This window comes from Methylobacterium sp. Leaf87 (assembly GCF_001422775.1).
Taxonomy (GTDB): domain Bacteria; phylum Pseudomonadota; class Alphaproteobacteria; order Rhizobiales; family Beijerinckiaceae; genus Methylobacterium.
On the sequence record NZ_LMMI01000023.1, the window covers coordinates 172,624 to 197,123 of the forward strand.

29 protein-coding genes are annotated in these 24,500 nt (G+C 70.0%); 17 read left to right on the top strand and 12 right to left on the bottom strand.

Annotation, left to right across the window (positions count from 1 at the left end):
• Window positions 1-43 precede the first annotated feature (43 nt).
• Window positions 44-2,320: a primosomal protein N' gene (locus tag ASF22_RS13200; protein ID WP_056165929.1), complete on the top strand. Its 2,277-nt coding sequence runs from the start codon at window positions 44-46 to the stop codon at window positions 2,318-2,320.
• A gap of 54 nt (window positions 2,321-2,374) precedes the next feature.
• Complete coding sequence (locus tag ASF22_RS13205) at window positions 2,375-2,734, top strand: STAS/SEC14 domain-containing protein (protein ID WP_056166902.1); 360 nt, start codon at window positions 2,375-2,377, stop codon at window positions 2,732-2,734.
• 3 nt (window positions 2,735-2,737) lie between these two features.
• Here the strand turns inward: ASF22_RS13205 and ASF22_RS13210 are convergent, their stop codons facing one another.
• The 7 genes from ASF22_RS13210 to ASF22_RS13240 form a co-directional block, all read right to left on the bottom strand.
• Window positions 2,738-3,130 carry a hypothetical protein gene (locus ASF22_RS13210; RefSeq protein WP_056165932.1) on the bottom strand — a complete coding sequence of 131 codons (393 nt, stop codon included), beginning with the start codon at window positions 3,128-3,130 and terminating at the stop codon, window positions 2,738-2,740.
• 275 nt (window positions 3,131-3,405) lie between these two features.
• Window positions 3,406-4,401, bottom strand: coding sequence for an asparaginase (locus ASF22_RS13215; protein WP_156369084.1), 996 nt, complete (start codon window positions 4,399-4,401; stop codon window positions 3,406-3,408).
• A 97-nt stretch (window positions 4,402-4,498) separates the two neighbouring features.
• Complete coding sequence (locus tag ASF22_RS13220; protein ID WP_056165938.1) at window positions 4,499-4,705, bottom strand: Trm112 family protein; 207 nt, start codon at window positions 4,703-4,705, stop codon at window positions 4,499-4,501.
• Between the two features lie 24 nt (window positions 4,706-4,729).
• Window positions 4,730-5,398 carry an LON peptidase substrate-binding domain-containing protein gene (locus ASF22_RS13225; protein ID WP_056165941.1) on the bottom strand — a complete coding sequence of 223 codons (669 nt, stop codon included), beginning with the start codon at window positions 5,396-5,398 and terminating at the stop codon, window positions 4,730-4,732.
• Window positions 5,399-5,477: 79 nt separating this feature from the next.
• Window positions 5,478-6,371, bottom strand: a complete 894-nt coding sequence (trxA, locus tag ASF22_RS13230) for a thioredoxin (protein WP_056165943.1) — start codon at window positions 6,369-6,371, stop codon at window positions 5,478-5,480.
• A gap of 115 nt (window positions 6,372-6,486) precedes the next feature.
• Window positions 6,487-6,960 carry a hypothetical protein gene (locus ASF22_RS13235; RefSeq protein WP_056265009.1) on the bottom strand — a complete coding sequence of 158 codons (474 nt, stop codon included), beginning with the start codon at window positions 6,958-6,960 and terminating at the stop codon, window positions 6,487-6,489.
• A 76-nt stretch (window positions 6,961-7,036) separates the two neighbouring features.
• Window positions 7,037-7,969: a hypothetical protein gene (locus tag ASF22_RS13240; RefSeq protein WP_056165948.1), complete on the bottom strand. Its 933-nt coding sequence runs from the start codon at window positions 7,967-7,969 to the stop codon at window positions 7,037-7,039.
• Between the two features lie 81 nt (window positions 7,970-8,050).
• Here ASF22_RS13240 and ASF22_RS13245 point away from each other — a divergent pair, with 81 nt between their 5' ends.
• The 5 genes from ASF22_RS13245 to ASF22_RS13265 all read left to right on the top strand — a co-directional run bounded on the left by ASF22_RS13245 (window position 8,051) and on the right by ASF22_RS13265 (window position 12,788).
• On the top strand, window positions 8,051-8,581 hold the full coding sequence (locus ASF22_RS13245) for a 2'-5' RNA ligase family protein (protein ID WP_056165951.1): 531 nt from the start codon (window positions 8,051-8,053) through the stop codon (window positions 8,579-8,581).
• 22 nt (window positions 8,582-8,603) lie between these two features.
• Window positions 8,604-9,368, top strand: a complete 765-nt coding sequence (locus ASF22_RS13250; protein WP_056165954.1) for a phosphatase PAP2 family protein — start codon at window positions 8,604-8,606, stop codon at window positions 9,366-9,368.
• Between the two features lie 84 nt (window positions 9,369-9,452).
• Window positions 9,453-9,821 carry a hypothetical protein gene (locus tag ASF22_RS13255; RefSeq protein ID WP_156629930.1) on the top strand — a complete coding sequence of 123 codons (369 nt, stop codon included), beginning with the start codon at window positions 9,453-9,455 and terminating at the stop codon, window positions 9,819-9,821.
• Window positions 9,822-9,913: 92 nt separating this feature from the next.
• Window positions 9,914-11,227: a Gfo/Idh/MocA family oxidoreductase gene (locus ASF22_RS13260; RefSeq protein WP_056165959.1), complete on the top strand. Its 1,314-nt coding sequence runs from the start codon at window positions 9,914-9,916 to the stop codon at window positions 11,225-11,227.
• Between the two features lie 148 nt (window positions 11,228-11,375).
• Window positions 11,376-12,788: a carbohydrate porin gene (locus ASF22_RS13265; RefSeq protein ID WP_244473668.1), complete on the top strand. Its 1,413-nt coding sequence runs from the start codon at window positions 11,376-11,378 to the stop codon at window positions 12,786-12,788.
• Between the two features lie 85 nt (window positions 12,789-12,873).
• Here ASF22_RS13265 and ASF22_RS13270 read toward each other — a convergent pair whose 3' ends face one another.
• Complete coding sequence (locus tag ASF22_RS13270; RefSeq protein WP_056265012.1) at window positions 12,874-13,419, bottom strand: PAS domain-containing protein; 546 nt, start codon at window positions 13,417-13,419, stop codon at window positions 12,874-12,876.
• Window positions 13,420-13,548: 129 nt separating this feature from the next.
• Here ASF22_RS13270 and ASF22_RS13275 point away from each other — a divergent pair, with 129 nt between their 5' ends.
• Window positions 13,549-13,818: a hypothetical protein gene (locus tag ASF22_RS13275; protein ID WP_056265015.1), complete on the top strand. Its 270-nt coding sequence runs from the start codon at window positions 13,549-13,551 to the stop codon at window positions 13,816-13,818.
• A 66-nt stretch (window positions 13,819-13,884) separates the two neighbouring features.
• Here the strand turns inward: ASF22_RS13275 and ASF22_RS13280 are convergent, their stop codons facing one another.
• Complete coding sequence (locus ASF22_RS13280; RefSeq protein ID WP_056265018.1) at window positions 13,885-15,315, bottom strand: TAXI family TRAP transporter solute-binding subunit; 1,431 nt, start codon at window positions 15,313-15,315, stop codon at window positions 13,885-13,887.
• 278 nt (window positions 15,316-15,593) lie between these two features.
• Between ASF22_RS13280 and ASF22_RS13285 the strand changes: the two genes are divergently transcribed.
• From ASF22_RS13285 to ASF22_RS13295, 3 genes are all read left to right on the top strand, one after another.
• Window positions 15,594-16,124 (top strand): RecX family transcriptional regulator, encoded by a 531-nt coding sequence (locus ASF22_RS13285; RefSeq protein WP_056265241.1) that lies wholly within the window; start codon window positions 15,594-15,596, stop codon window positions 16,122-16,124.
• An 85-nt stretch (window positions 16,125-16,209) separates the two neighbouring features.
• A complete protein-coding gene (locus tag ASF22_RS13290; RefSeq protein ID WP_056265020.1) occupies window positions 16,210-17,424 on the top strand; it encodes a putative DNA modification/repair radical SAM protein in 1,215 nt (404 codons plus the stop codon).
• A 2-nt stretch (window positions 17,425-17,426) separates the two neighbouring features.
• Window positions 17,427-18,869 carry a UdgX family uracil-DNA binding protein gene (locus tag ASF22_RS13295; protein WP_056265024.1) on the top strand — a complete coding sequence of 481 codons (1,443 nt, stop codon included), beginning with the start codon at window positions 17,427-17,429 and terminating at the stop codon, window positions 18,867-18,869.
• A 7-nt stretch (window positions 18,870-18,876) separates the two neighbouring features.
• On the opposite strand, the gene ASF22_RS13300 is transcribed toward ASF22_RS13295, so the two are convergent.
• Complete coding sequence (locus ASF22_RS13300) at window positions 18,877-19,197, bottom strand: hypothetical protein (protein WP_056265027.1); 321 nt, start codon at window positions 19,195-19,197, stop codon at window positions 18,877-18,879.
• A gap of 142 nt (window positions 19,198-19,339) precedes the next feature.
• Here ASF22_RS13300 and ASF22_RS13305 point away from each other — a divergent pair, with 142 nt between their 5' ends.
• The 6 genes from ASF22_RS13305 to ASF22_RS24530 all read left to right on the top strand — a co-directional run bounded on the left by ASF22_RS13305 (window position 19,340) and on the right by ASF22_RS24530 (window position 23,428).
• The gene (locus ASF22_RS13305; protein WP_056165982.1) at window positions 19,340-19,549 is read left to right on the top strand and encodes a hypothetical protein; all 210 of its coding nucleotides are present in this window, start codon (window positions 19,340-19,342) and stop codon (window positions 19,547-19,549) included.
• Between the two features lie 59 nt (window positions 19,550-19,608).
• Window positions 19,609-21,240 carry a DEAD/DEAH box helicase gene (locus ASF22_RS13310; protein WP_056265029.1) on the top strand — a complete coding sequence of 544 codons (1,632 nt, stop codon included), beginning with the start codon at window positions 19,609-19,611 and terminating at the stop codon, window positions 21,238-21,240.
• Window positions 21,241-21,329: 89 nt separating this feature from the next.
• Window positions 21,330-21,722 (top strand): phage holin family protein, encoded by a 393-nt coding sequence (locus ASF22_RS13315; RefSeq protein WP_056265033.1) that lies wholly within the window; start codon window positions 21,330-21,332, stop codon window positions 21,720-21,722.
• A gap of 99 nt (window positions 21,723-21,821) precedes the next feature.
• The gene (locus tag ASF22_RS13320; protein ID WP_056265037.1) at window positions 21,822-22,709 is read left to right on the top strand and encodes a CoA ester lyase; all 888 of its coding nucleotides are present in this window, start codon (window positions 21,822-21,824) and stop codon (window positions 22,707-22,709) included.
• Window positions 22,706-23,212, top strand: coding sequence for a dUTP diphosphatase (gene dut, locus ASF22_RS13325; RefSeq protein WP_056165998.1), 507 nt, complete (start codon window positions 22,706-22,708; stop codon window positions 23,210-23,212). Before ASF22_RS13320 ends, dut begins: the two co-directional genes overlap by 4 nt.
• 42 nt (window positions 23,213-23,254) lie before the next feature.
• A complete protein-coding gene (locus ASF22_RS24530) occupies window positions 23,255-23,428 on the top strand; it encodes a hypothetical protein (protein WP_200918676.1) in 174 nt (57 codons plus the stop codon).
• A gap of 35 nt (window positions 23,429-23,463) precedes the next feature.
• On the opposite strand, the gene ASF22_RS13330 is transcribed toward ASF22_RS24530, so the two are convergent.
• Both ASF22_RS13330 and ASF22_RS13335 read right to left on the bottom strand, forming a co-directional pair.
• Window positions 23,464-23,913 (bottom strand): hypothetical protein, encoded by a 450-nt coding sequence (locus tag ASF22_RS13330; RefSeq protein WP_056265041.1) that lies wholly within the window; start codon window positions 23,911-23,913, stop codon window positions 23,464-23,466.
• A gap of 108 nt (window positions 23,914-24,021) precedes the next feature.
• A complete protein-coding gene (locus ASF22_RS13335) occupies window positions 24,022-24,375 on the bottom strand; it encodes a hypothetical protein (protein ID WP_056166004.1) in 354 nt (117 codons plus the stop codon).
• Window positions 24,376-24,500 lie beyond the last annotated feature (125 nt).

Sequence of the window (24,500 nt, forward strand, 5' to 3'; positions counted from 1 at the left end):
ATCATGCTTATATTCCGGGTATGTTCCAGCACAGCCCGCGCCGATGCCCAGCGTCGCCGAGATCCTGATCCCGCTGGCGCTCGACAGCGCCTACAGCTACGCGGTGCCCGCCGGCCTCACCCTGACGGTGGGCGACGTGGTGCAGATTCCCCTCGGCCCCCGCGAGACCGTGGGCGTGGTCTGGGGCGTGCGCCAGAGTCCGTCGGGCTCGAACCTGCGCCCGGTGACGGGCCGTCTCGACGTGCCGCCCCTGTCCGGTCCGTTGCGCGAACTCGTCGACTGGCTCGCCCGCTACACCCTGGCGCCCAAGGGCTCGGCCCTCGCCATGGCCCTGCGTCTGCCGGACGAGGCCGCGCAGAGCGAGACCGTCCGCATCGGCGTGCGCGCCTCCGGCAAGCCGCCCGCCCGCCCGACGGCGGCGCGCTTGAAGGTGCTGGCGGTGGCCGCCGACGGAATCATGCGGGGCAAGAGCGCGCTCGCCAAGGAGGCCGGCGTCTCCCTCAGCGTCGTCGACGGCCTCATCGACGACGGCGCCCTGGAAGCGACGGCCCTCGCGCCCGAGCCCGTGGCTCTGCCGCCCGACCCGGACCACGCCCGGGTGCCCCTGTCGGAGGCGCAAGGTGAGGCCGTGCGCGAGCTGATCGCGATGATGAACCCGGCGCCTCCGCCCGGGGAACCGCTCGAGGCGTTTCTGTTGACGGATGCGGGACAGGGTGCCGTCCCCGCCGCCGCCCCGCCGCCGTCATCCCCTGAGCCAGAGACCGCGCCGTTTCGAGCGCCCACGATTCTCCTCGAAGGCGTCACGGGCTCGGGCAAGACCGAGGTGTACTTCGAGGCCGTGGCCGATTGCGTCCGGCGCGGGCGCCAGGCGCTCATCCTGATGCCCGAGATCGCGCTGACGGCGCAGTTCCTCGACCGGTTCGCCGAGCGCTTCGGCGTGCGTCCGGCCACCTGGCATTCGGGCATTGGGGGGAAGCGCCGTGAGCGCATCCGCGCCGGGGTGGCGGCCGGCGAGATCGCCGTGGTGGTCGGCGCCCGCTCGGCCCTGTTCCTGCCGTTCGCCAAACTCGGGATCGTCGTCGTCGACGAGGAGCACGAGGCCGCCTACAAGCAGGAGGACGGGGTGCATTACCACGCCCGCGACATGGCGGTGGTGCGCGGGCGCATCGAGAACTGTCCCGTGGTGCTGGCCTCGGCCACGCCCTCCATCGAGACGCGGGTCAACGCCGAGCGCGGGCGCTACCGCCACATCGTCCTGCCCGAACGCTTCGGTGGCCGGCGCCTGCCCGACATCGCCGCCATCGACATGCGCTCCGACAAGCCCGAGCGCGGTAGCTTCATCGCGCCCGCCCTCATCGCGGCCGTGCGCGAGACCGTGGCCGCGGGCGACCAGGCTCTGCTGTTCCTCAACCGCCGGGGCTATGCGCCCCTCACCCTGTGCCGGGCCTGCGGCCACCGCTACCAGTGCCGCAACTGCTCGACCTGGCTGGTGGAGCATCGCTTCCGCAAGGCGCTCGTGTGCCATCAATGCGGCTACGCCGAGCGCCGCCCGGATTCTTGCTCGGAATGCGGCACCTTCGATAACCTCACCCCCTGCGGCCCCGGCGTCGAGCGCATCGCCGAGGAGGTCACGGCCCTGTTTCCCGACAAGCGCATCATCGTCCTGTCGAGCGATTTTCCCGGTGGGGCCGAACGGTTGCGCGCCGAACTCCAGACCGTGGCCGAGGGTGGCTGCGACATCGTCATCGGCACGCAGCTCGTGGCCAAGGGCCACAATTTCCCGCACCTCACCCTGGTGGGCGTGCTCGATGCCGATATCGGCCTGACCTCGGGCGACCCGCGCGCGGCCGAGCGCACCTTCCAGCTTCTCCAGCAAGTGACAGGCCGGGCCGGGCGCGGCGAGAAGCCGGGACGTGCCCTGGTCCAGACATTCCAGCCCGAGCACCCGGTGATCGCGGCCCTGCTGTCGGGGGATGCGGCGCGGTTCTACGAGGAGGAGATCGCCGCCCGCGAGGCCGCCGGCCTGCCGCCCTTCGGGCGTCTCGCCGCCCTCATCGTCTCGGCCAACGAGCGCGAGGTGGCCGAAGCCCACGGGCAGGCCCTGGCGCGGGCATCCGAACCGCCCGATGGCGTGATGGTGCTGGGACCGGCCGAGGCGCCGCTCGCCCTGGTTCGCGGCCGCTATCGCTTCCGCCTGCTCGTGAAGACCGAACGGTCCGTCGACCTGCAGAGTTACCTGCGCGACTGGATCGCGCGCGGGCCCAAGGTTCGCGGCAACGTGAAGGTCGCCATCGACGTGGACCCGCAGAGTTTCCTATAACGCGCGTCCGTCGTTCGCTCGGCGTCGCGTTCGACCCCCGAAGGAGTACTGCACGTGCTGACCTATACGAAGAAGCCGGATTCGAACGTCGCCGAGATCGTGGTCGACGGCCAGATCACCGATGCGGACATGAACACCGTCATCACCGCCATGCAGGCGGACCTCGACAAGGGCGGCAAGCTCAAGCTTCTCGAGGATATCCGTGAGTTCAAGGGCATGGAGCCGGCGGCGTTCTTCAAAGACCCGCGTTTCGGCCTCGCCATGATGAAGGGCGTCAGCCATGTGGCGCTGGTCACCGACGCGTCGTGGCTGCGCATGATCGCCGACACCTTCGGCAAGGTTTCTCCGGCCACGATCAAGACCTTCGACCGCGCCCATATCGACGAGGCGCGCACCTGGCTCGCCGGCAACTAAAGATCAATCCGCCTGGGCGGTGCGCGTCGTGTGACGCCGCGCCGTCCAGCGGCCGGAGCACAGGGAGGAAACCTTCCAGGTGCCGCCGCCGGAGCTCGCCTGAAGCCGGCCCGAGACCGCACCCGTGGCGGTGCCGTTGGTGACGCTGAGGCCGACGGTCCCGTCCGGTCCGACACGGCCGCTCATGCTGGCGTTCTGCCCCGAGACGAGGCGGACCTGGCCTTCCTGCACCGAGACGGAGTAGCTGTAGCGGCTGTCGCAGACCATGCCGGATTCGGTCACCAGATCCACGGACCACGCACCGTTGAAGTTGCCGGCCTCACGGGCCTGACCGGGCAGCGGCGCGAGGGCGACGAGGCCGGTCCCGAGGGTCAACAGTGCGACGAGTCTGGTCATGCGTCATCCTTTGGCGAAAGGCTCGGCCAGCCCCGGCCGCGGTTGGCGCGAGGGTTCCAAGCAGACGATCAATCGAGAGTGATCGTAGGATACGCACGCAAGCGGCAGGATTATGACGGGCTGTACCGTTTCAAGGTGAGTGGCATGTCACACGCGGCCTGAACCCGCGATGACTGGCGCGGGACGGCGAATTACCTTGGCGGTATTTGGGGGGCGAGGGGGCGAGCCGGTTGTTGGTTCGGCCCTGCCTCACGCCAATGCCGTCGGGGGTACGGTCAGCGGTTGTAATACGCTTGCAGCGCGGCCCGGTCTTTGGTCAGGGGCACCGCCAGAAGAGCGAGCACCCGGGCCTTGTCGGGGGTCAGGTCGTCGGCGAAGACCGCCCCGGCCTTGAGCAGGGTGTTGCCGCCACCCTTGAAGCCGTACACCGGCAGGGCTCGGCCGTTGTAGACCTTGGTGGCCACGATCACCGGCACGCCCTTGGCGATGGCGTACTGGATCGCGTCGTGCATCGCCGCATTCACGTTGCCGAAGCCGTAGGCCTCCACCACGATGGCCTCGGCGCCGCCATCGGCCGATTGACGCACCTGCGTGCCGTCCGCCCCCGCATACATCGACACGAGATCGATGCGCGGCATGCGCTCGGGGATCGCCAAGGTCTGGCGGCGCAGGGACTTGCGCGAAAAGATCACCCTGTCCTCGTCGACGTAGCCGAGGGTGCCGGCATCGCCCGAGTTGAAGGTCTCGACGTTGCTCGTATGGGTCTTGCGCACCTCGCGGGCGGCATTGATGCGGTGGTTGAGGGTCACCGTGACGCCCATGTCGACGGCGTCGGGCGACAGGATCTGCCGGACGGCGTTGAGGAGGTTGCGGCTGCCGTCCGCGTCGGCATCCGAGGCGTTCCGCTGGGCCCCCACCATCACCACGGGCTTGGTGCTGCGCAGGGTGAGGTCGAGGAAGTAGGCGGTCTGGTCGAGGGTGTCGGTGCCGTGCAGGACCACGGCGCCGACGATGTCGGGCCGGGCGAGCAGCTCGTCCACCTTGGCGGACAGGCCGGGCCAGAGCTCCGGGCCCATGTAGTCGCTCGGGACGTTGCTGAACTCGGTCACCTCGATCCGGGCGATCTCGCCGAGTTTCGGCACGGCGCCGACGAGGTCGGCTCCCGACAGGGCCGGCACCGGCGCCCCGGTCGCCGGATCGTTCTTCATCGCGATGGTGCCGCCGGTGGCGACGATGGCGACCAGGGGGCGCTCGGCGGCTGTGGCGGTCATGCTGGCGGTCAGGGTCCAGGCGAGGAGAGCCAGGACGGCGCGACGGAGGAAAGCAGGTTTCGTCATGGCACGCCCGGGCTTCGAGGAAGGGGAGGGGTCAGTCGGTCAGGGGCCGCGCCTCTTCGGGCAGCATGATCGGGATGCCGTCGCGGATCGGGTAGGCGAGCTTGGCCGATCGGCTGATCAGCTCCTGCCGGGCGAAGTCGTAATCCAGGGTGTCCTTGGTCAGGGGACAGACCAGGAGTTCGAGGAGCTTCGGGTCGACACGGGTCGCCTCGACCGGGCTCTGGGTGTCATCGGCCATGGGCGTTCATCCTCTATGGAACGGTCACTGAAGGGTGGGCTCGGTGCCCGAGCCCCGCACCAACTCCATTTCGGTCACGGCGATCAAGACCTCGGCGCGTGTCTTGAGGTCGGGCGCTTCCAGCATCGCCTGCTTCTCGCGGGCGCCGAACGGGCTCATCATGCAGAGCGCGTTGACCAGCGCCTCGTTGGGCGCCTCCTCGATCCCAGCCCAATCGACCTTGAGGTCGTTGACCTCGACGAAATCCTTGAGGGCCTTGAGGACGCCCTCGCGGTCCACCGCGTCTTCACCGGCACGCGGCTCGAAATCGGCGGCGAAGTCATCGTAGGACACCTGACAGCGGCGGTAGCGGGAGGCCACGGCCATCTCGCTCTCCACCCGGAACCGGGCGATGCCCGTGAGCGAGATGAGGTAGCGCCCGTCGCCCGTTTCGGCGAACTGGGTGATGCGTCCGGCGCAGCCGACCCGGAACAGCTTCGGCGTCATCGGCGATGTCCCGCTCTCGATGTCGGGCTGAATCATGCCGATGATCCGGTCCGTGCGCAGGGCGTCGTCCACCATCGCGAGGTAGCGCGGCTCGAAGATGTTGAGCGGCATCTGCCCGCGGGGCAGCAACAAGGCGCCCGGCAGGGGAAACACCGGGATCACCCCGGGGCAGTCGCCCGGTCCCTTATAGCCCGCATGCGTGCTCATCGCGTCGCCCCGTCGGTTCGTTGCCTTACGCGAAAATCCGGCCTCACGCGAAACCTTGGCTCGATGCCGAGTGTCGGCCTCACGCGAAGACCAGGGTCGACAACCGGCGCCGGCCCCGGATCGAGGCCTTATCCATCAGGCCCCAGGCTTCGAAGAAGGTGAGCAGCTGCTTGCGCGCCGCGCCTTCGTTCCAGGTCCGGTCCCGCCGCTCGATCTCGATGAGCTGATCCACGGCCTCGTCGCGCTTGTTGAGGCCGTTGAGGCCGAGCGCGAGGTCGAACCGGGCTTGATGATCGTTGGGGTCGGCGTCGATGCGGCTCTGGAAGGCGCCGAGATCGCCGAGTTCGGCGGCCTTCTCGGCGAGTTCCACGGCCGCCCGAACCCCCACCAGCGCCGGGTCGGTCGCCTTGTCGGCCGGCGCCAGGGCGAGGACTTCCTTCGCCTTGTCGATGGCGCCGAGGTCGAGCTGGAGCTTGGCCAGGGCCGCGATGGCGGTGACGTTGCCGGGGTCCTCGGTGAGGATGGCGGCATAGAGCTGGGCGGCGCCGGCGGTGTCCCCGACACCCAGCATCGCGTCGGCCTCGGCCAGGGCCTCCTCGATGGGGGAGGGGCCTGCCGGGCCGGCCAGGCGCTCGATGAACTCCTTGATTTGGGCCTCGGGCACGGCGCCCATGAAGCCGTCCACCGGCTGGCCCTTGTCGAAGGCGATGACGGCGGGGATCGACTGGATGCCGAGCTGGCCGGCGATGGAGGGGTGCTCGTCGATGTTCATCTTGACGAGCTTCACGGCCCCGGCCGAGGCCTGGACCACCTTCTCCAGCACGGGGGCGAGCTGCTTGCAGGGGCCGCACCAGGGCGCCCAGAAATCCACCAGCACGGGCTGCTGCATGGATTCGGCGACGACGTCCTGGCGGAAGCTCGCCGTGGTCACGTCCTTGGTCGGTTCGCCCGCCTGGGGCGCGTCGTTCAGCATCGGTTCCTCGAAACGTCGTCTGGGATGTTCGGTCGTGAGCCGGGTCTGTCCATCCGGACGCCCGTCCGTCAAGAGATGGTCGCGCGCGGGTGCCGGAACCAGTCCCGAGCGCGTCCTACTGTGCCGGGGCGCCGGGGGGCGCTTTGGTGTCGGTGACGAAGGTGCCCGCGTAGGCGCCCTTGGCGGCGTTGGCCTCGCAGGTGATCGCGGTCTTGCCCGGCGTCGGCGTGCTGAACGAACAGGCGCCCACGGCCACGAGGGGCCCCTGGACCACACCGTCCTTCGTCGTCTCGCTCGGGATCACGAGGTTGATGGGCTGGAGCGGATCGGTCTCTTCCGTACGCTCCTGCTGGGCACCGTTGCCGCTGAAGCTGAGGGCGCGTCCCTCGGCCGCGAAGTCGAAGCTCGTGCGGCTGCGCGAGACCGTGTTCATCAGCGTGCCCTTGCACGTCGAGGTCAGGTCCTGCCCGGCGATCACGAGTTTCTCGCAGCGGCCCTCGAGCTTGACCGCCGTCTGCGCCAGGGCGGGGCCGGCGAGGAGGACGGGTGCGAGGACGAGGGCGAGTCGGAAGATCGGAAAGTGCGTCATGGGGCAGATGTATGGTGGCGTCCCGATCTGTCGAGGGGCGATGGGTCGAGAGGACCTCGCCACCACGAACGGTCCGTCAGGCGGCCTGCGGTGCCGCTTGCCCCGGCGGCGCCTCCTTCTGGAAGGCGCGGATGTCGAAGGCATCGTCCGGCACGCGGGTGAGGAAGCGCTCCGCCATCTCGAACAGCAGCAGGTCCGGTCGCACGGATTCGACGTAGCCCCAGTCGAGGCTCGACGACCACACGAAATGCACCTCGCGAAACGTCTCGGCGAGGAGGCCCGTCAGCATGATCGGCGCGAAATGGGCGTAGGAATCGCCGAACAGCACCACCGTGCGCGGGTCCGCGCCGGGGGTGTCGTTGCGATAGATCACGTGGGCGCCGACATGCAGATCGGGGGCGCGTCCCGCCGCCTCGTAGGCCTCCACCAGGGGACTGGCGTAGTGGCGCCGCGCGTCGCGGTCGATGACCCCGTGGCTCGCCGTCTCCTCGGGCAGGCCCGGAAGCTTGTCGCCGAGATCGCGCACCCGGGTCGTCTCGAAGCGCGGCCGGTCGAAGAGATCGGGCGGCGGCACCGCACCGCAGGCGCGCAGCAGGGTGCGATAGGCGAAGAGGCAGCCGTCGTAGTTCCAGTGGGTGTCCGTGCGGTAGTAGAGCGGCACGGGGCCATCGCGGGCCGCCCGCATCGGCCCGAGCAGATCGACGAACGCCGCGTCGTTTCGCAGCCGCTCGGCCAGGCGCCGGGCCGGCGAGCGCTTCGGATCGAACCCGAGCCCGTCCGTGCGGTCGTCGTAGACGGACAGCTTCTCCGGCACGAGGGTGTGGACGTAGCGGATACCGAGGGAGCGCGCCCGGGCGGCGCGCGCTTCGATGAGCTTCGCCCAGGCGCGCAGGCGCCACCAGCGCGACGGGGTCGCGCGGTACTGCGCGAGCACGCCGTTGCTGCCCCCGATCAGGAAGAGCCAGCCGTCCCGGCCCACATGAACGATCTCCCGGTGTTTTCGCCGCATGCGCGGTCCTTAGACGCCGAAGGGGCCGCTGAACAGGGAGGCCCTGGACCCGGGGCTAGGCCTGCGCCATCTGCCGTTTCCATGACGCGAACCCCCGCCACGTCCGATCCCCTGATCCTGACCCTGGAGATGGATGCGCAGACCTTCGCGCATTTCGACGGCCTGCGCCGACGGCATTTCCCCGCCGCCCTCAACCACATCCCGGCTCACGTCACCCTGTTCCATCACCTGCCCGGGCTCGACGAGGCGGGCATCACCGAGACGGTGGTGGCCCTCGCCCGGACGCAGGCGCCGCCGGAGGTGGCCGTGACGGGACTGCGCTTCCTCGGGCGCGGGGTCGCCTATGGGCTCGATGCGCCCGGCCTCTCCGCGTTCCGGGGACGCCTCGCCCATGAGTTCGCGTCCGTCCTCACCGCCCAGGATGCCCAGGGCTGGCGCCCGCACGTGACCATCCAGAACAAGGTGACGGCCGGTGTCGCCCGCGCGCTGCTGGCCGAGCGCGAGGCCGCCTTCGCGCCCTTCACCTTCACGGCGCCGGGCCTCGTGCTATGGCGCTATCTCGGCGGTCCGTGGGAACGCCGCGCCGCCTTCGCGTTTGGAGAGAACCGGTGAGCCAGCACAGGACGACGGCGCGATGAAATCCCTCACGGCCTTCGGGCGCATCGACCCGTTGATCGGCCGGGCCAACGCCCTGCGGCTGGCGCTGCGCCTCAACGAGGTCGGGGCCGTCGTGGCGCTCCTGGCCGTGAGCCTGCTCGGCTACGGCTTCTTTGCTTTGGCGAGCGAAGTCGGCGAGGGCTCCACCGCGGCCCTCGACCGCAAGATCCTGCTGTCCCTGCGCAATCCGGCTGATCTCTCCGACCCCATCGGGCCGCGCTGGCTCGAGGAGACCATGCGGGACATCACGGGACTGGGCAGCATCTTCACCATCGTGTTCGTCACGGTGGCGGCCGTGGCCTACCTCGCCATGACCGGGCGGCGCCGGATCGCCGTCTTCGTGGTCGCCGCCATCGGCGGGGGCGAGCTCGCCTCCACGGTGCTGAAGCTGTTCTACCACCGGCCCCGGCCGGACCTCGTGCCCCATGGCATGGAGGTGTTCACCGCGAGTTTTCCGAGCGGCCACGCGATGATGTCGGCCATCGCCTACCTCACCCTCGCGGCCCTCGTCGCCCGGGTCGATCGCCAGCGCGGCGTCAAGGTGCTGGTGATGCTGGTCGGCGTGTCCATGACCCTGCTCGTCGGCTTCAGCCGGGTCTATCTCGGCGTCCACTGGCCGAGCGACGTGCTCGCCGGCTGGTGCGTCGGCGCGGCCTGGGCAGCCCTGTGCTGGTTCATCGCCCTGCAACTCCAGCGCCGCGGCGAGGTCGAGGCTCCGGGCACGGCGTCGGCACCCCGTTAACGCTGCGGACGGAACGGCGACGAGGGCACGCATCAATTGTGGCGCGGTTGTGGTTGTATGGTCGCGCAACCCATGGAGATCCGCTTGACCGAACCCCGAGAACGCCGACGGGACCCGCGCCAGCGAAGCCTCCTCGGTGCCAGCCTTCAGGTCGGCCCCGGTGAATCGATCACCACCTGCCTCGTGCGCAACGTCGGTCCGGAGGGAGCCAAGCTCATCGTGAGCGCGGCCGTGCCGGTGCCCGCCACCTTCCCGGTCACCATCGACGTCCGTCGCGAGACCCGGACGGCGCATCTCGTCTGGCGCGAGGGCGACGCCATGGGGATCAGCTTCGCGCCCGAGAAGTCCGCCGGCGTCACGGTTCCCCTTGATCTGGTGCGGGAGCTGCGTGCGGTCCGGGCGGAGAATTCCAGCCTGCGGGGACGCCTCGCCGCCGCCGGCCTGGACGACTGACCGCCGAAACATCCACACGCAGGAACACGCGCTGCCGCATGGCGTTCCCGGACAGTCATCGACCTGTCCGAGGCTTTCAGCGGCGTGAATTCATGAGCGACGACTTTCCCGTTTCCCGACGAAACCTTCTGCGCGCCGGCGGCCTGACGGTCACGGGCGCGGCCCTCGGCCTCGGCACCGGGGCTGCGGGCGCGCAAGGGCTGCCCGGTCCATCCGTGCCAGCCGATACGGGCGCGGTGCAGGGCGGCAAGGTGATGTTTCCGAACTGGCGCGGCGCCGGCGATCGGGTGCCGCCACCGCCGCCCGCGCCCCTCCCCCCGGCTCAGCGGGTGGGCTTCGCCGTGGTCGGCCTCGGGCGCCTCAGCCTGGAGGAAATCCTGCCGGCCTTCGGGGAGACGAAACGCGCGCGCCTCGCGGCCGTGATGTCGGGCACGCCAGCCAAGGCCCGCCTCGTCGCCGAACAGTACGGCGTACCGGCCGATGCGGTCTACGGCTACGACGGGTGGGAGCGCCTGGCGCAGAACCCGAACGTGAGGGCCGTCTACATCGTCACGCCCAACGGCCTGCACCGCGATCACGTCGTGGCCGCCGCGAAGGCGGGCAAGCACGTGCTGTGCGAGAAGCCCATGGCGAATTCCTCGGCCGAGGCACGCGAGATGATCGAGGCCTGCGCCAAGGCCAACCTCAAGCTCATGATCGCCTATCGCTGCCAGTACGAGCCCTACAACCGTGAGGTGACGCGCCTCGCCCGCTCCGGCGAGTTCGGCAAGCCGCGCCTGATCCAGGCCTTCAACGGGCAGACCACGGGACTGCCCGAGCAGTGGCGCCTGCGCAAAGCCCTGGCGGGTGGGGGGGCCTTGCCGGATATCGGTCTCTACTGCCTCAACGGCGTGCGGGCGCTGACCGGCGAGGAGCCGGTCTCGGTGGAGGCGAGCGTCTATTCCCCACCGGGCGATCCGAAGTTCGCCGAGGTGGAGGAGACCGTCTCGTTCACCTTGCGGTTTCCCTCCGGCCTCATCGCCCAATGCATGACCGGCTACGGCATCCACGAGTCGCGCCGGCTCCAGCTCCATACGGAACGGGCCGACATCGACCTGCGCAACGCCTTCGCGTATCGCGGCCAGCACCTCGTGGTGTCGCACCCGGACGGCGCCGTGGAATCGCAGGATTCGCGGATGCTGACGGCGAAGAACCAGTTCGCCCTCGAGATCGACCACATGGCCCGGTGCATCCTCGAGGACCGGCGCCCGCGTACCCCCGGCGAGGAGGGCCTGCAGGACCACGTCCTCATGGAGGCGATCTACGAAGCCGCGCGATCGGGTCGTCCCGTCACCGTCGGGCCTCCCCCGGGAAGCGCTGGCGGCCTCGATGTCACGCGTGGCCCGGAACTCGACGACGCCGGCTGAGGAGCCCTCCGGATCGTCATGAAAGCAGGGTAGGGTCGGTTTCGAACACCGACCCGAAAGATCGCCCATCTCCCGCCTTCGCCTCGCCCTCTGCCTGCTCGGTCTCGCGAGCCTTCGCGGCGCCCAGGCACAGAGCCCGGCCGAGGAGCTGGCGCGAATCGCGGCCGAACCCATCGCCATCGGGTCGTCCCGGGGGGCCGGCGGCGATCCGCAGACCTCGGTCGCGCAGTCGGTCACCTCGTCCCGGCCCTCGGCGAACCTCGACACGTCCATCGAGGATCAGCTCGGTCCCTCCGGCGATCCGTTCGGCCTGCGGGCCTTCCTCAAGACCCGCGGCATCACCTACAGCCTGACCTACATCGGCGAAGGCCTGGGTAATGCGACCGGGGGATTGCGGCGGCGCGCGATCCTCGAAGGCCTCCTCGACCTCGAGATCGATGTCGATCTCGGGCCCCTCGTCGGCTGGCAGGGGGCGCTCCTGCACACCAACCTGTTCCAGATCCACGGTGCGGGCCTGTCGCGCGGCACCCTCGACAACATCATCACGGTCAGCGGCATCGAGGCCCTGCCGTCCTCGCGCGTCTACGAACTCTCCTTCGAGCAGAAGCTGTTCGACGACCGGTTCTCGCTGCGGTTCGGGCAACTCGCCGCCGACACGGAATTCGCCGTGACCCAGACCGGCACCGTGTTCGTCAATTCCACCTTCGGCTGGCCCAACAACATGGCCGTGGTGATCCCGAGCGGCGGCCCGATCTATCCCCTGGCGGTCCCGGGCGTCCGGGCGAAAGTCGTGCCCAACGCGAATTTCTCGCTGCAGGTCGGCGTGTTCGACGGCGATCCGGCCGGTCCCGCCCGCTCCGGCGCCGGTCCCGACCCGCAGCGGCGCAACCGCACCGGCACCAACTTTCGTACCAACGACCCCGCCCTCGTCATCGCCGAGGCCGCCTACGCCTACAACATCGAACCCGGCAGCACCGGCGAGGCCGGAACCGTGACGCTCGGCGGCTGGCACCATTTCGGGCGCTTCGACAGCCTGCGCTTCGACGGGAACCGCGTTCCCCTGGCCTCACCCGACAGCACCGGCATCGCCCGCCGGTTCCGGGGCGACAGCGGCCTCTACGGCATCATCGACCAGACGATCTACCGGGAACCCGACGACCCCAACGACGGCGCCAGCGTGTTCGTTCGCGTGGCCGGCGGGCCCTCGGACCGAAACCTCATCGACCTCTATGTCGATGCCGGCATCGCCTACAAGGGATTGGTGCCGGGACGCTCCGACGACACCGTCGGCATCGCCTTCGCGCTCTCACGGGTGTCGCGCACGGCACGGGCCTTCGACACCGATACGATCCTGGCCACCGGTGCCCCGGGTCCGCGCCGCAGCAGCGAGGCGGTGCTGGAGGCGACCTATCAGGCGGTCCTCGGCCCCGGCGTGACCGTGCAGCCGGATGTGCAGTACATCTTCCGGCCGAGCGGCGGCATCGCCAACCCGCGCGATCCCGATGCCGGGCGCATCCGCAACGCTGCGGTGTTCGGCCTGCGGACGACGATCCGATATTAGGGGTATCGGTCCTGAAGGGGGCGCCGGTTTTCGGAGCGAACCCGATGGCCGGTCGGATTTCCCGTTCGTCCGCGCCTGCGACGGATCAGTTGAGCCTGCGTTCCGCCTCGACCTTCTTGGCCAGGGCCCGCCCCACCTCGTACAGGGCCTCGCGCAGGCCCGGGAGGGCCGCCTTCGCGCCGTCGTTCTCGATGAGTGCGTTGGCGATGAGGAGATGGTCGGCGATGGTCTCGAGGTGGTCACTCGCCGTGGTCATCGGGTGCGGCGGCGGTGGCACGAAACGGCCGATGTTGCCGAACGCCGCCGGTGTCTCCGCCCCGTCCAACGACAATTCGGTCATCGACCCGAGGTAGCCCAGAAACGTGCGGCCCGGCGGGCCGAACGAGGGAACACCGCCGGCGCCGATCCAGCGTGCGCCACCATCCGTGGAGCGCAGGCGGAACTGGATGCAGAACTCGGACGCCGTCTCGACCGCCTGCACCAGGATCCGTTTCACGATCGGACGGTCATGGTCGTGGAGGCACGACAGCCAGCCCTCGTTCAGGGCGGCGGCGATGGGCTGGCCCGTGAGTTTGGTCCATTCCGGGCTGACATGGCTCAATGCGCCCACCGGATCGATCGCGAAGATCACTGAGCGGCTCCTGCCTCAATTCAGCATCATCGCGGATGTATCGCGTATGCGATCGCGGGCCTGCGGCCCGCGCGGTTATGTCTTTTGATAGATGGTGTCGTCCATCGCAATGGTTCCATGGTGCGACTTATGGTCGAGAAACAGCGCCGGGCGGATCGGGACGAGAGAGTTCGTGCGCGCGTCGGGCAGATCGCTGACGCACTCAACGTTCCGACGGAGTATTTCTACGCGGATACCACGGCACAGAGCAGTGCCGCGGAGGCGAACGAATGCTTGCGGCTGTGGTTTCAGATCGAAACGCCGGAGCGCCGCCGCCGGGCCCTCGCCCTCCTGCGCGCCCTAGCGGAAGGCGAAGATCTGGCGGAAGGCGAAGATCTGGCGGAAAGCGAAGGGCCGTAGGGCCGTCCGTGCGGCGCTGCCGCGTCATCCTTCGAAAACGCTCGGCCGCAGACGTTGAGGCTGTGCCTACTCGGCCGCCGGGGTGTTGAGCGCCAGCAGGCGGGCCGTGCGGGTGCGGGCCGCCGTCCGCGCGGCGTCCGGCTCGCGCCCTTCCAGGGTCCGTCGCGCATCGTTGACCGCGGCATGGACGGCGTCGATGGCGAGGATCAGGGCGCTGATCGTCCGGGTGTCGATGTTGCGGGCCCGGGCGTGCTGGACCACGTCGGCCACTAGGCTGTCGGTCTCGAGCACGAGACCGTCGAGGTCTTCCCGCGTGCGCGCCGACCGCACCTCGCGCAGGAGATCGAGGAGCCGATCCAGCACCACATCGATGCGCTCGCGCTGCTCACGGGCGAGGCGCTGACCGAGCCAGGCGATACCCGAGCCGATGGTGCCGCCGAAGAAGGCGAGGAGGTAGATGTAATCCTCGTAGCGCTCGAACAGGGTCTGCTGCTCGCGCTCGAAATAGTCCACCGCGCCCGGATGGTTGGGCAGGCGCGCGCTGGTGGCGGCGACGCTCGAATCGAAATCCGGGGCCTTCATCAGCTTGGCGATGGGGGCTTGCGGGGCGAGCTTCGAGCGCCACTCGAACAGGTGCTGGGTGACGGAGGCGACGGTGATGCGGCTGATGCTACCCCGGGCCATCAACCGGTAGGACGCCCCGACGGTCTTCACGTCCTCCTCCGGGCGCTTCGGGCGCCCGCCGAAGGTGCCGGCCGGGATCGTCACGGATTGTAGTTCGGGCATCCGTTGGATGATGGCCTCGCCGTCGGGCACCGAGACGAACGTCACCTGCTTGTCCGCCGCGGCCGCCTCGACCGCCCGTACGGTGGAGATGGCGGCCTTCGACGCCGGGGCGGCGATCACCGCGACGGCGTCGACGCGACCCTCCTGCAGGGCGCTCGTCACGTCTGCTGGCTTCAACGGCACCAGGGCGACGCGGGCGGGGCCCATGACCCTGTCCGGTCCGGCGTCGCCGATCGGCTCCGCGGTGAAGTCGTAGAAGCCGAGCAGATTGGTCACGAACGGCACGTCGGCCTGATGCCGTTCGACAATGCCGAGGCGCTTGCGCGACAAATCGGGAAAGCTCTCGATGGCCGCCGCCGCGGGGGCGACGATGAGCAGCGCCTCGTCGTGCAGGATCGCCAGGGTCAGGCCATTCTCGGGCAGCAGTACGTCCGGGCGCACCACTGCGAGGTCGGCCTCGCTGCGCTGGAGGGCTTCGGCGGAATCGCGCACGTCGTCATAGGGGATGACCTTGAGGCGGACATCCTCGTGGCCACGGGCCAGCGCACGGGCGTAGGTCTGGAGCAGGTTCGCCTCGGCACCGTCACGCGGACCGACGGCCACGGTGAGCGTCGTCGGACGCGACAGGTACACCACCGCTCCGGCCAGGGCCGCGAGGCCGAGGGCCAGCACGACGAGGAGCCATTCGCGTCTCAGGAGGAATGCCGGCATAGCATGCTCGAGCCCTCGTCCATCCTTGCGATCCGGGTCGGATCCTTATTGGGAGTCTGAACCGGAAACCTGTCCGAAGCGTAAAGAACCGATGAATGCCTCAAACGTTGCAAATCCCAAGCCGGGGAGGGGCAACCCCTTCCCTGGGAAGCGAGCCTTTTTTGAGAGCAGGCCCTTTTTGAGAGCAAACCTTCCATGACAAGCCTTCCATGAAAGGAACGTCGCCTTTCGACAGGTCGAGCCGGGACACGCCGGCGGTCGTCAAGCCGACCCGGCCCGTGAGCGCGGCCTATCTGGAACGGGCCGCCCTGCATTACCTCGAGCGCTACAGCGCTTCGGTGGCGATGCTGCGGCGGACTCTCCAGCGGCGGGTGGACAAGCGCTGCCGTCTGCGCGACGAGGACCCCTCCGTCCACGCCGAGACCATCGACGCCGTGGTCGCCCGGGCCGTCAGCGCCGGCCTCGTCGACGATGCTCGCTTCACCGCCGGCCGGATGGCGGCCCTGCGCCGACGCGGCACTTCGGCCCGAGCCCTCTCGGCCAAGCTCGCCGCCAAGGGGGTGCCGCGCGGCCTCGTCGACGAGGCCATGGCGGCGGAGCGCGACGAGGCCGAAGCCGAGGGGACCGACACCGAGGAGGCCGCCGCCAACGCCTATGCCAAGCGCCGGCGGCTCGGACCCTGGCGCCGGCCCGGCACCCGCGAGGCCCACCGCGACCGCGATCTCGCCGCCATGGCCCGGGCGGGCTTCCCCTACGGACTCGCTCGCCGCATCGTCGAGGCGGAGCTGGAGCCGGACGCGGATTCCTGAGGCTGCGACGATCCGGCAGCGCACACGATCGTGTTTCGTCGAAGAAAAAATTGAACGAACCGCGAACGGAGCGCATCTCTCTTCCATGGACGAAGCCCTCGCGAAGAAGCTGCGCATCCTCGCCGATGCCGCTAAGTACGACGCCTCGTGCTCCTCTTCCGGGGCGCCCAAGCGCACGGCCGGCAAGGGTGAGCTCGGTTCGACCACGGGGGCGGGCATCTGCCACGCCTACACGCCGGACGGGCGCTGCATCTCGCTCCTGAAAATCCTGCTGACGAACTACTGCCTGTTCGACTGCGCCTATTGCGTCAACCGGCGCTCGTCCAACGTCGCCCGGGCGAAGTTCACCGTCGAGGAGGTCGTGACCCTCACGGTGGAGTTCTACAAGCGCAACTACATCGAGGGCCTGTTCCTCTCGTCCGGCATCATCAAGTCGCCCGACCACACCATGGAATTGCTGACCCGGGTGGCGAAGTCGCTCCGGCGCGACCACGGCTTTCGCGGCTACATCCACCTGAAATCGATCCCGGAAGCGAGTCCCTGGCTGATCGAGGAAGCGGGCCTCTACGCCGACCGGCTTTCCATCAACGTCGAACTCCCGACCGAGGTGAGCCTGGAGCGGCTGGCGCCGGAGAAGAACGGTCTGGTCATCCAAAACGCCATTCAGCAGATCGGCGAGCGGATTGTCGAGGCGAAGGCCGAAAAGCGCCGGTTCTCGCCGGCCGGACAATCGACACAGGTCATCGTCGGCGCCGACGCCACTACCGACGAGGCGCTGATGCGCAAGAGCGCGCATCTGTACGGGTCGTTCAACCTGAAGCGGGTCTATTACTCGGCCTTCAGCCCGATTCCGGATGGCTCGACCATCCTGCCGTTGAAGTCGCCCCCGCTCCAGCGCGAGCACAGGCTCTACCAGGGCGATTGGCTGCTGCGGTATTACGGCTTCACCCCCGACGACGTCGCCGATGCCACCGAGGACGGCATGTTCGCCCTCGACGTCGATCCGAAACTCGCCTGGGCCCTCAAGCACCGCGCGCACTTCCCCCTCGACGTGAACCGGGCCGATCGGGAATGGCTCTTGCGGGTGCCGGGTCTCGGGGCGCGCGCCGTGGACAAGATCATTCGGGCGCGGCGCCACACGCGCCTGCGCCTGGAGGACGTCGCCCGCCTCACCTCCGGCCTCAAGCGCGCCCGGCCGTTCCTCATCACGGAGGATTATCGCCCAAGCGGTGGGCTCACCGATCGCCTCGACCTGCGCGCGCGGCTCGCGGACCCGCCGAAGCAGTTGAGCCTGTTCTGACGATGGATCCGGGCGACCTGTTCGGGGCCGGCCCACGGGCGGTGTCCCTCGCGGCCGGCGCGGATGTCACGGGATTCCGCAATGCCGTCCGGCGCCTCGTCGCCGGCGATGTCCCACCCGAACGCGTGGTCTGGTCCGTCGGGGAGGCGCCCGGCCTGTTCGGGGCAACGGACGAATCGGGCGAGACGCCGCCGCTGGCCCTGCCGCGCGGGGTCGCCGACCTCGTGACCCGGGTGGTGCCGCATCGCGACCCCGAGCGGTACGCCCTGCTCTACACCCTCGTCTGGCGTGTCCTCCACGGCGAGCGCCGCCTGCTCGAAGTGTCGAGCGACCCCCTGGTTCATCGCCTGGAGCGCATGGCCAAGGCCATCGCCCGCGACCTGCACAAGATGCACGCCTTCCTGCGCTTCCGCCTTGTGGAGGGTGAGGGGCCGGAGCGCTTCGTCGCCTGGTTCGAGCCCGATCACCATATCCTGCAGGCCGCAGCCCCGTTCTTCGTCGGCCGCTTCCGCAGTCTGCACTGGACGATTCTCACCCCCGAGGGGTCTGCCCTGTGGGACACCTCCGCGCTCACCTTCGGCCCACCGGGACGGCGGGAAGACGCGCCGACAAGCGACGGATTCGAAGCGGGCTGGCGCGATTACTATGAGAGCACCTTCAATCCCGCCCGCACCAACCTGGCCGCCATGCGGGCGGAGATGCCGAAGAAGTACTGGCGCAACATGCCGGAGACCGCCGCGATTCCGGGCCTCGTCCGAGCGGCGGCGTCGCGCACGGATTCGATGATCGAGCGCGCGCCCCAGAAGGCGATCAAGCGCGATCCCGTCCGGGCGGTGGCAGCCATGGCGGATCAGGCTCCGGAATCCCTCGACGCCCTGAACGCCATCATCCGGCGCTCCGAGCCCCTGGTGCCGGGGGCGACCCAAGCGGTTCTGGGCGAAGGACGGGTGGGCGCGGCCATCGCCTTCGTGGGCGAGCAGCCCGGCGATCACGAGGACCGACAGGGGCGCCCCTTCGTGGGACCCGCGGGCCAGCTCCTGTCGAAGGCCATGGCGGAAGCCGGCCTCGTGCGTGGGGACGCCTACCTCACCAATGCGGTCAAGCACTTCAAGTTCGAGGAGCGTGGAAAGCGGCGCATCCACCAGAACCCCACCGCCGGCGAGGTCAGCCACTACCGCTGGTGGCTGGAACGCGAGCTCGACTTCGTCACGCCCCGCCTCGTCGTCGCCCTCGGCGCCACCGCCGTCCTGGCGCTCGCCGGTCGGGCGATCCCCGTCACCCGGGCGCGGGGCCCGGCGGAATTCGGCAAGGGCTACGCCGGGTTCATCACCGTCCACCCGTCCTACCTGTTGCGCCTGCCGGACGGGGCGAAGGACGAGGCCTATGCGGCCTTCGTCCAGGATCTGCGCCGCGTCGGCGAACTCGCGACGCGGCTGGCGGCCTGACGGGTCTTCAACGCCGTCGCGTCAATCCGAACATCGCGAACCCCGCGAGCGCCGCGAGGCCGAGGGCGAGACCCCGGTTGCCGCTGACCGCCGTCGCCACGGAATCGCCGGCGCGGCGCAGGTCGTCGGCGAGCGGCGAACCCGTGAGGATGCGCTCCGCCCGAGCCTTGTTTTCGGGCCGCGTGTTGATGGCGACGGAGAAGTCGTCGTCGTGGCGGATGATGTCGATGCTGTTGCGGGCGAACCCTGCCCGCGCGAGACGGTCGCGCGCCGAACGAGCCTGGTTCAGGGAAGGAAAGGCAACCGAGGCGAGCACGCTGTCCGACATGAAATCTCCATCTCCGCTTGGGTTTGAGCCAAACACGGCGGCGCGAGGGGGAGTTCCGTTTCGCCGCCTTAAGGCCTCCGCAACCCGGGGCGCTTAGGCCCGCGTCGACCCCCCCAGGACGGCCCTGACAGGAGATGCCCGCTTGCGCGATCCCTTCGTTCCCGACGCGCTGGCCGAGCGCCTGCGGGCCAAGCGCCGCAACACCCGGCCGGTGGAAGCGCTCACCTGCGAGCCGGCCAAACCCGTCTTCGCCGAGCTGCTGGACGGGCGCGGCCACGGCACCGGGCAGTTCGTGCGCCTGTCGCAGGGCATGGTCGAGCGCATCACCCGGGTGGTGCGCGGCACCGATTAGCCGGCCCTTGCGCCCGCCCGGTGTTCCGCATCCGTGCGAACCGCCGTAGAGACCCGGCGATGGAGCTCAGACCCTACCAGCGCGCCAGCCTCGACGCCCTCTACGCGTCCTGGCGCACCGAGACCGGCGACGGCCTGATCGTCCTGCCCACGGGCGCCGGCAAGGCCTTCGTTATCGCGGCCCTGGTGCGGGAAACGATTGCCCGCGAGGCCGGCGCGCGGATCGCCGTCGTCACTCACACCCGCGAGCTCATCGCTCAGAACCACCGCGAACTCCTCGCGTACTGGCCCGAGGCCCCGGCCGGGATCTACTCGGCGGGGCTCGGCCGGCGCGAGACGGCGACGCAGATCCTGTTCTGCGGCATCCAGTCTGTCTGGAACCAGACCGATTCCATCGGCGCCTTCGACCTCGTGGTGGTGGACGAGGCCCACCTGATTCCGCGCGCCGCCGAGACCCGCTACGGCCGCTTCCTCGCCGCCCTGCGGGCCGCCCGGCCCGATCTGCGCGTCGTCGGCCTCACCGCCACGCCCTACCGCCTCGACAGCGGCCGCCTCGACGAGGGCGCGGGCCGCTTGTTCGAGCGCATCGTCTACGAGGCCAATGTCGGCGACCTCATTCACCAAGGCTACCTGTCGCCCCTGATCTGCAAGGCCACCGCCACAGCGCTCGATGTCTCCGGCGTGGGCAAGCGTGGCGGCGACTACATCCCGAGCGCCCTGGAGGCGGCGGTGAACCAGGACTGGATCACCCGCGCGGCCGTAGAGGAGATGGCCGGCTACGGCCGGGACAGGAAGGCCTGGCTCGCCTTCTGCGCCGGTGTGGCCCATGCCGAGGCCGTGCGCGACGCCGTGCGGGCGCAAGGGGTCTCCTGCGAGATGGTGACGGGCGAGACGGCCAAGCGCGAGCGCGACCGGATCGTGCGCGACTTCCGCGCGGGCCGCGTGCGCTGCCTGACCTCCGTCGGCGTGCTCGCGACGGGGTTCAACGTGCCGCGCGTCGACCTCATCGCCCTCCTGCGCCCGACCCAGAGCACCGGGCTCTACGTCCAGCAGGTCGGCCGGGCGCTGCGCACCGCGCCGGGCAAGACCGATGCCTTGATCCTCGACTATGCCGGGCTGGTGCGGATGCACGGCCCCGTCGACATCGTCACCGCCCGCAGCGCCGCGCTGATCAAGGGCCGCGAAGGGGAGGTGCGGGCGAAAGCCTGTCCGGGCTGCGGCGCGCTGATCCCCCTCAACGCCAGCACCTGCGAGGGATGCTGGGTCGAGCCGGAGGACGAGGCCGACGACGGGCCGAGCCATGAGGCGGCGGCCGAGGACGAGCACCCGATCCTATCGCGGGCCGTGCCGGTGTGGCGCGGCATCCGGGGCTGGCAGCTTGCCCGCCACATCGCGTCGGGCAGCCTCGACGTGGTGTTCCGCACGGAGGACGGGCTGACCCACCGGGTCCGGATCGGCCTCGAACAGACCGGCTATCCCCGCGAGAAGGCGGTGCAGTGGTGGCGCCAGTTCGGCGGCGGCCGCGATGTCCCCATGAGCGTCTCCGAAGCCCTCGACCGGGCCGACGACCTCACCCGCCCCGCCGCGATTCTCATTCGCACCAACGGCCGCCTGTCCGAGAGCGTGAGCTACCGCTTCGCCGATGGGCGCACCTTCGTCGATACGCGGCGCCTCGACGGAGCCGGCGCCTGATTGCCCGGGGTCGGCGATTTCGCGGAACACGCATGGCCCCGCCACGGTTGCACCGTTCGGCTCCCCGGGAAGTCTCAGTGAGGACCACCATGCGAGATCCGTCGGCGAAAGGTGTCGGCGCCCTGTTGAGCGACAGTGTGCGCCATGCGGCCGACCTCGTCGGCGGCGAGTTCGAGCTCCTGCGCCGGGAGACCGACGGCAACATCCGGGCGATCCTGGGTCTCATCGCCACGTTCGGCACGGCGTCGCTCCTCGTGCTCGCCGCCCTGATGCTCTTCGTCGTCTTCCTGGTGAAGGCGGCTGGCGCTCTGCTCGGCTCGGAGGTCGCCGGGGCCCTCGTCGTCGGGGGGCCCTTCGCCCTCGCCACCGTCGTCCTGACCGTGCTGGGAATCAGGCGCATGTCCCGCGACAACCTCGCGCCGCGCCGGTTCGAACGGCAGGTCGCCCGCGACGCCCGCATGGCGACGCGCCCGCGCGGCTGACACGCGCGCTGGGTACGTGAGCGCTCGCCTTGAATCACGGCGCCGGGGGCGGTACCGCTCCTGGCCGATGCACGGATTCGAGCGACAGGGTTGACCGCCATGACCGAGATTCGCCCCCGCCGCAGCGTCCTGTCCATGCCGGGCTCGAATGCGCGAGCCCTCGAGAAGGCGGCCCGGCTTCCCACGGACGTGGTGATGATCGACCTCGAGGACGCGGTGGCGCCCGAGGCGAAGGAGGCGTCCCGTCAGGCCGTCGCCGAGACGGTCGGGTCGGGGCACTTCGGCCGGCGCGAGGTAGTGGTCCGGATCAATCCCCTCGACACCCCCTGGGGCGAGGCGGATCTCGCCGCCATCGCGCCCGCCGGCCCCGACGCGATCCTGGTGCCGAAGGTCACCCACTCCGATGCCCTCGTGGCCGTCGGCTCCCGCCTGCGCCGCCTCGGGGCGCCCGAGCGTACCCGCGTGTGGGCGATGATCGAGAGCCCCATGGCACTCCTGCACATCGGCGAGATCGCCAGTTCCGCCCGCGACGTCGACACCCGGCTCGCCTGCCTCATCGTCGGCCCCAACGACCTCGCCAAGGCGAGCCGTGTCCGCCTCGGCGTGCCGGGGCGTCCGGCCTTGCTGCCGTGGCTGATGACCGTGATCGCCGCCGCCCGCGCCTACGAGATCGACGTCATCGACGGCATCTACAATGCGTTTCGCGACGCCGACGGCTTTCTGGCCGAGTGCGAGCAGGGCCGCGATTGCGGCTTCGACGGCAAGATGCTGATCCATCCCGACCAGATCGCGCCCGCCAACGCGGTGTTCGGGCCGACGGATGCGGCCGTGACCGAGGCCCGCGCCATCATGGCGGTCTTCGCCGATCCGGCGAATGCCCGGCGCGGCGTGGTGGCGTTCGAGGGGCGGATGATCGAGCGCCTGCACGCCGTCGAGGCGGCGCGGGTCGTCGCCATGGCGGAGGCCATCGCGGCGCGGGCGGCGTGACGCCCGCGCCCGAACTCGCCGTCGATCTGCGTCTGCTCGACCCGCGCCTGACCGGCTGGGGGTTTCCCCATTGGGGATCCGCCGGGGCCGCCGGCCTCGACCTGCATGCCTGCCTCGACGCGCCCTTGACCCTGGAGCCGCAGGGGCCGGCCGTGCTGATCCCGGCGGGGTTCGCCGTGGCGATCCGCGACCCGTCCTGGTGCGCGCTGATCTATCCGCGCTCCGGTCTCGGCCACCGCGACGGGCTCGTGCTCGGCAACGGCGTCGGGGTGATCGACGCCGATTACACAGGCCCGCTGATGATCTCGGCCTGGAACCGCAACCCGGCACCGGGCCCGGCCCTGACCATCGCTCCCGGCGACCGCATCGCCCAACTCGTCTTCACCCGCATCGTCCGCCCGGCCTTCACCCTCGTGTCCGGCCCGGTGGAGACCGGGTCCGGGCGCGGCGCGGGCGGCTTCGGTTCGACGGGCGTGGGGGTCGGACGGACCCAAACGCCCTGAGCGGTGTTCACCCCTCGAACAAGCATCGAGCGAGGGACCCTCATGGCATTCGTATCGCAGACGGTGATGGAAGAGGGATTGGCCGCCAAGCGTGCCGGCCTGTCGGACGACGCCAACCCGTACCCGGCCGGTTCGCAGAACAGCGCCGACTGGCTCGAAGGCTATACCGCCGACGAAGCGGAGCAGAACGTCGACCGGATCGAGTCGGAGGCCTGACGCGCGCGACTCGGCGGCGAGCCCCCGGGCTTCCCTCACAGCCGCTGTTGGCCCGCGGGCAGGCCCGCCTGCGTGACTTCGATGCGGATCGTCGCCCGGCGGACTTCCCCCTCCGCGGTCTCGACTTCGATCTGGACCTCGTCGAACCCGGTGAACTGGGCGTTGGCTTGGTAGACCACGACCTGCCCGGACACCTTCTGGTCCGGGCAGCGGTTTTTCTTGCCCGTGGCGATGCTGGCCGTGGTGGCGATGACCCGGCCGTGCTTGGGCAGGCCCGGCACCCGCAGGGTCGGCGCGGCGCCCAGGCTGCAATCGCGCTTCAACGGATTGAGCACCGCGATCTGCACCGGCTTGCCGGCGGCGACGCTCACCTGGGGCTTCACGGAATCGGGATTGTCGGCGCCCTGGCCGAAGGCCGCCGGTGCGGCGAGGAGGGCGGCAGCGAGGACGAGGCGCTGGGTGCGACGGGCGGCGATGCCGGGCATTCGGGTCTCCGGTCGAGCCCCCCGGGAGGCGGGGCGGCGGGAGCGGACCCTATCGCGGGCCGGGCTTCGATTGAACCCGCGCGGCGGCCCTCGCCCAAACAGAGGCGCTCAGCGCCGCAGCATGGCGATCCAGGAGGAAACCGGATCGACCACGTAGGCGGCCATGGAGGACGCCCATTCCCGTGCCCGTGCCACGATGGTCCGATTGCCGTCCCCGCCCGCGCGCTCGGCCATGAGGGCGGCGACGTAGGCGTCCTCCCGCTCCTTGCAGGCATCGAGGGCGTTGCGCTGTGCGCCGGCCTTGCCCTGGAGCGCAGGCTGCTCGGCGAAGGAGTCGCGCACGCAGGTCGTCCAAGCCCGCTCCAGGGCCGCCACGTCGGGCGCGGCCAGAACCGTGCCGAGGGGCAGGACGAGGGGCGGGCCGAGGGCCAGACCGAGGACGAGTCGCGCGGGGATTCGCATGGGCCCGATATCGCCGATCCGACCGATCCTTGACAAGGGAAGCCCCGGCCCCGCAACCGTCACGCCGCGCGATACGTTGCGGTGCTGCGATACCCGAGCCGCGAAGCTTCATGGGAGCCGGACCC

What these genes read in the sequence shown, in the direction of transcription:
- ASF22_RS13335 (WP_056166004.1), bottom strand. Translation starts at nt 24,375, where the DNA reads ATGCGAATCCCCGCGCGACTCGTCCTCGGTCTGGCCCTCGGCCCGCCC.
- ASF22_RS13290 (WP_056265020.1), top strand. Translation starts at nt 16,210, where the DNA reads ATGGACGAAGCCCTCGCGAAGAAGCTGCGCATCCTCGCCGATGCCGCT.
- ASF22_RS13330 (WP_056265041.1), bottom strand. Translation starts at nt 23,913, where the DNA reads ATGCCCGGCATCGCCGCCCGTCGCACCCAGCGCCTCGTCCTCGCTGCC.
- ASF22_RS13275 (WP_056265015.1), top strand. Translation starts at nt 13,549, where the DNA reads ATGGTCGAGAAACAGCGCCGGGCGGATCGGGACGAGAGAGTTCGTGCG.
- ASF22_RS13250 (WP_056165954.1), top strand. Translation starts at nt 8,604, where the DNA reads ATGAAATCCCTCACGGCCTTCGGGCGCATCGACCCGTTGATCGGCCGG.
- ASF22_RS13245 (WP_056165951.1), top strand. Translation starts at nt 8,051, where the DNA reads ATGACGCGAACCCCCGCCACGTCCGATCCCCTGATCCTGACCCTGGAG.
- ASF22_RS13280 (WP_056265018.1), bottom strand. Translation starts at nt 15,315, where the DNA reads ATGCCGGCATTCCTCCTGAGACGCGAATGGCTCCTCGTCGTGCTGGCC.
- ASF22_RS13215 (WP_156369084.1), bottom strand. Translation starts at nt 4,401, where the DNA reads ATGACCGCCACAGCCGCCGAGCGCCCCCTGGTCGCCATCGTCGCCACC.
- ASF22_RS13210 (WP_056165932.1), bottom strand. Translation starts at nt 3,130, where the DNA reads ATGACCAGACTCGTCGCACTGTTGACCCTCGGGACCGGCCTCGTCGCC.
- trxA (WP_056165943.1), bottom strand. Translation starts at nt 6,371, where the DNA reads ATGCTGAACGACGCGCCCCAGGCGGGCGAACCGACCAAGGACGTGACC.
- ASF22_RS13315 (WP_056265033.1), top strand. Translation starts at nt 21,330, where the DNA reads ATGCGAGATCCGTCGGCGAAAGGTGTCGGCGCCCTGTTGAGCGACAGT.
- ASF22_RS13260 (WP_056165959.1), top strand. Translation starts at nt 9,914, where the DNA reads ATGAGCGACGACTTTCCCGTTTCCCGACGAAACCTTCTGCGCGCCGGC.
- ASF22_RS13240 (WP_056165948.1), bottom strand. Translation starts at nt 7,969, where the DNA reads ATGCGGCGAAAACACCGGGAGATCGTTCATGTGGGCCGGGACGGCTGG.
- ASF22_RS13225 (WP_056165941.1), bottom strand. Translation starts at nt 5,398, where the DNA reads ATGAGCACGCATGCGGGCTATAAGGGACCGGGCGACTGCCCCGGGGTG.
- ASF22_RS13235 (WP_056265009.1), bottom strand. Translation starts at nt 6,960, where the DNA reads ATGACGCACTTTCCGATCTTCCGACTCGCCCTCGTCCTCGCACCCGTC.
- ASF22_RS13320 (WP_056265037.1), top strand. Translation starts at nt 21,822, where the DNA reads ATGACCGAGATTCGCCCCCGCCGCAGCGTCCTGTCCATGCCGGGCTCG.
- ASF22_RS13200 (WP_056165929.1), top strand. Translation starts at nt 44, where the DNA reads ATGCCCAGCGTCGCCGAGATCCTGATCCCGCTGGCGCTCGACAGCGCC.
- ASF22_RS24530 (WP_200918676.1), top strand. Translation starts at nt 23,255, where the DNA reads ATGGCATTCGTATCGCAGACGGTGATGGAAGAGGGATTGGCCGCCAAG.
- ASF22_RS13220 (WP_056165938.1), bottom strand. Translation starts at nt 4,705, where the DNA reads ATGGCCGATGACACCCAGAGCCCGGTCGAGGCGACCCGTGTCGACCCG.
- ASF22_RS13310 (WP_056265029.1), top strand. Translation starts at nt 19,609, where the DNA reads ATGGAGCTCAGACCCTACCAGCGCGCCAGCCTCGACGCCCTCTACGCG.
- ASF22_RS13295 (WP_056265024.1), top strand. Translation starts at nt 17,427, where the DNA reads ATGGATCCGGGCGACCTGTTCGGGGCCGGCCCACGGGCGGTGTCCCTC.
- ASF22_RS13300 (WP_056265027.1), bottom strand. Translation starts at nt 19,197, where the DNA reads ATGTCGGACAGCGTGCTCGCCTCGGTTGCCTTTCCTTCCCTGAACCAG.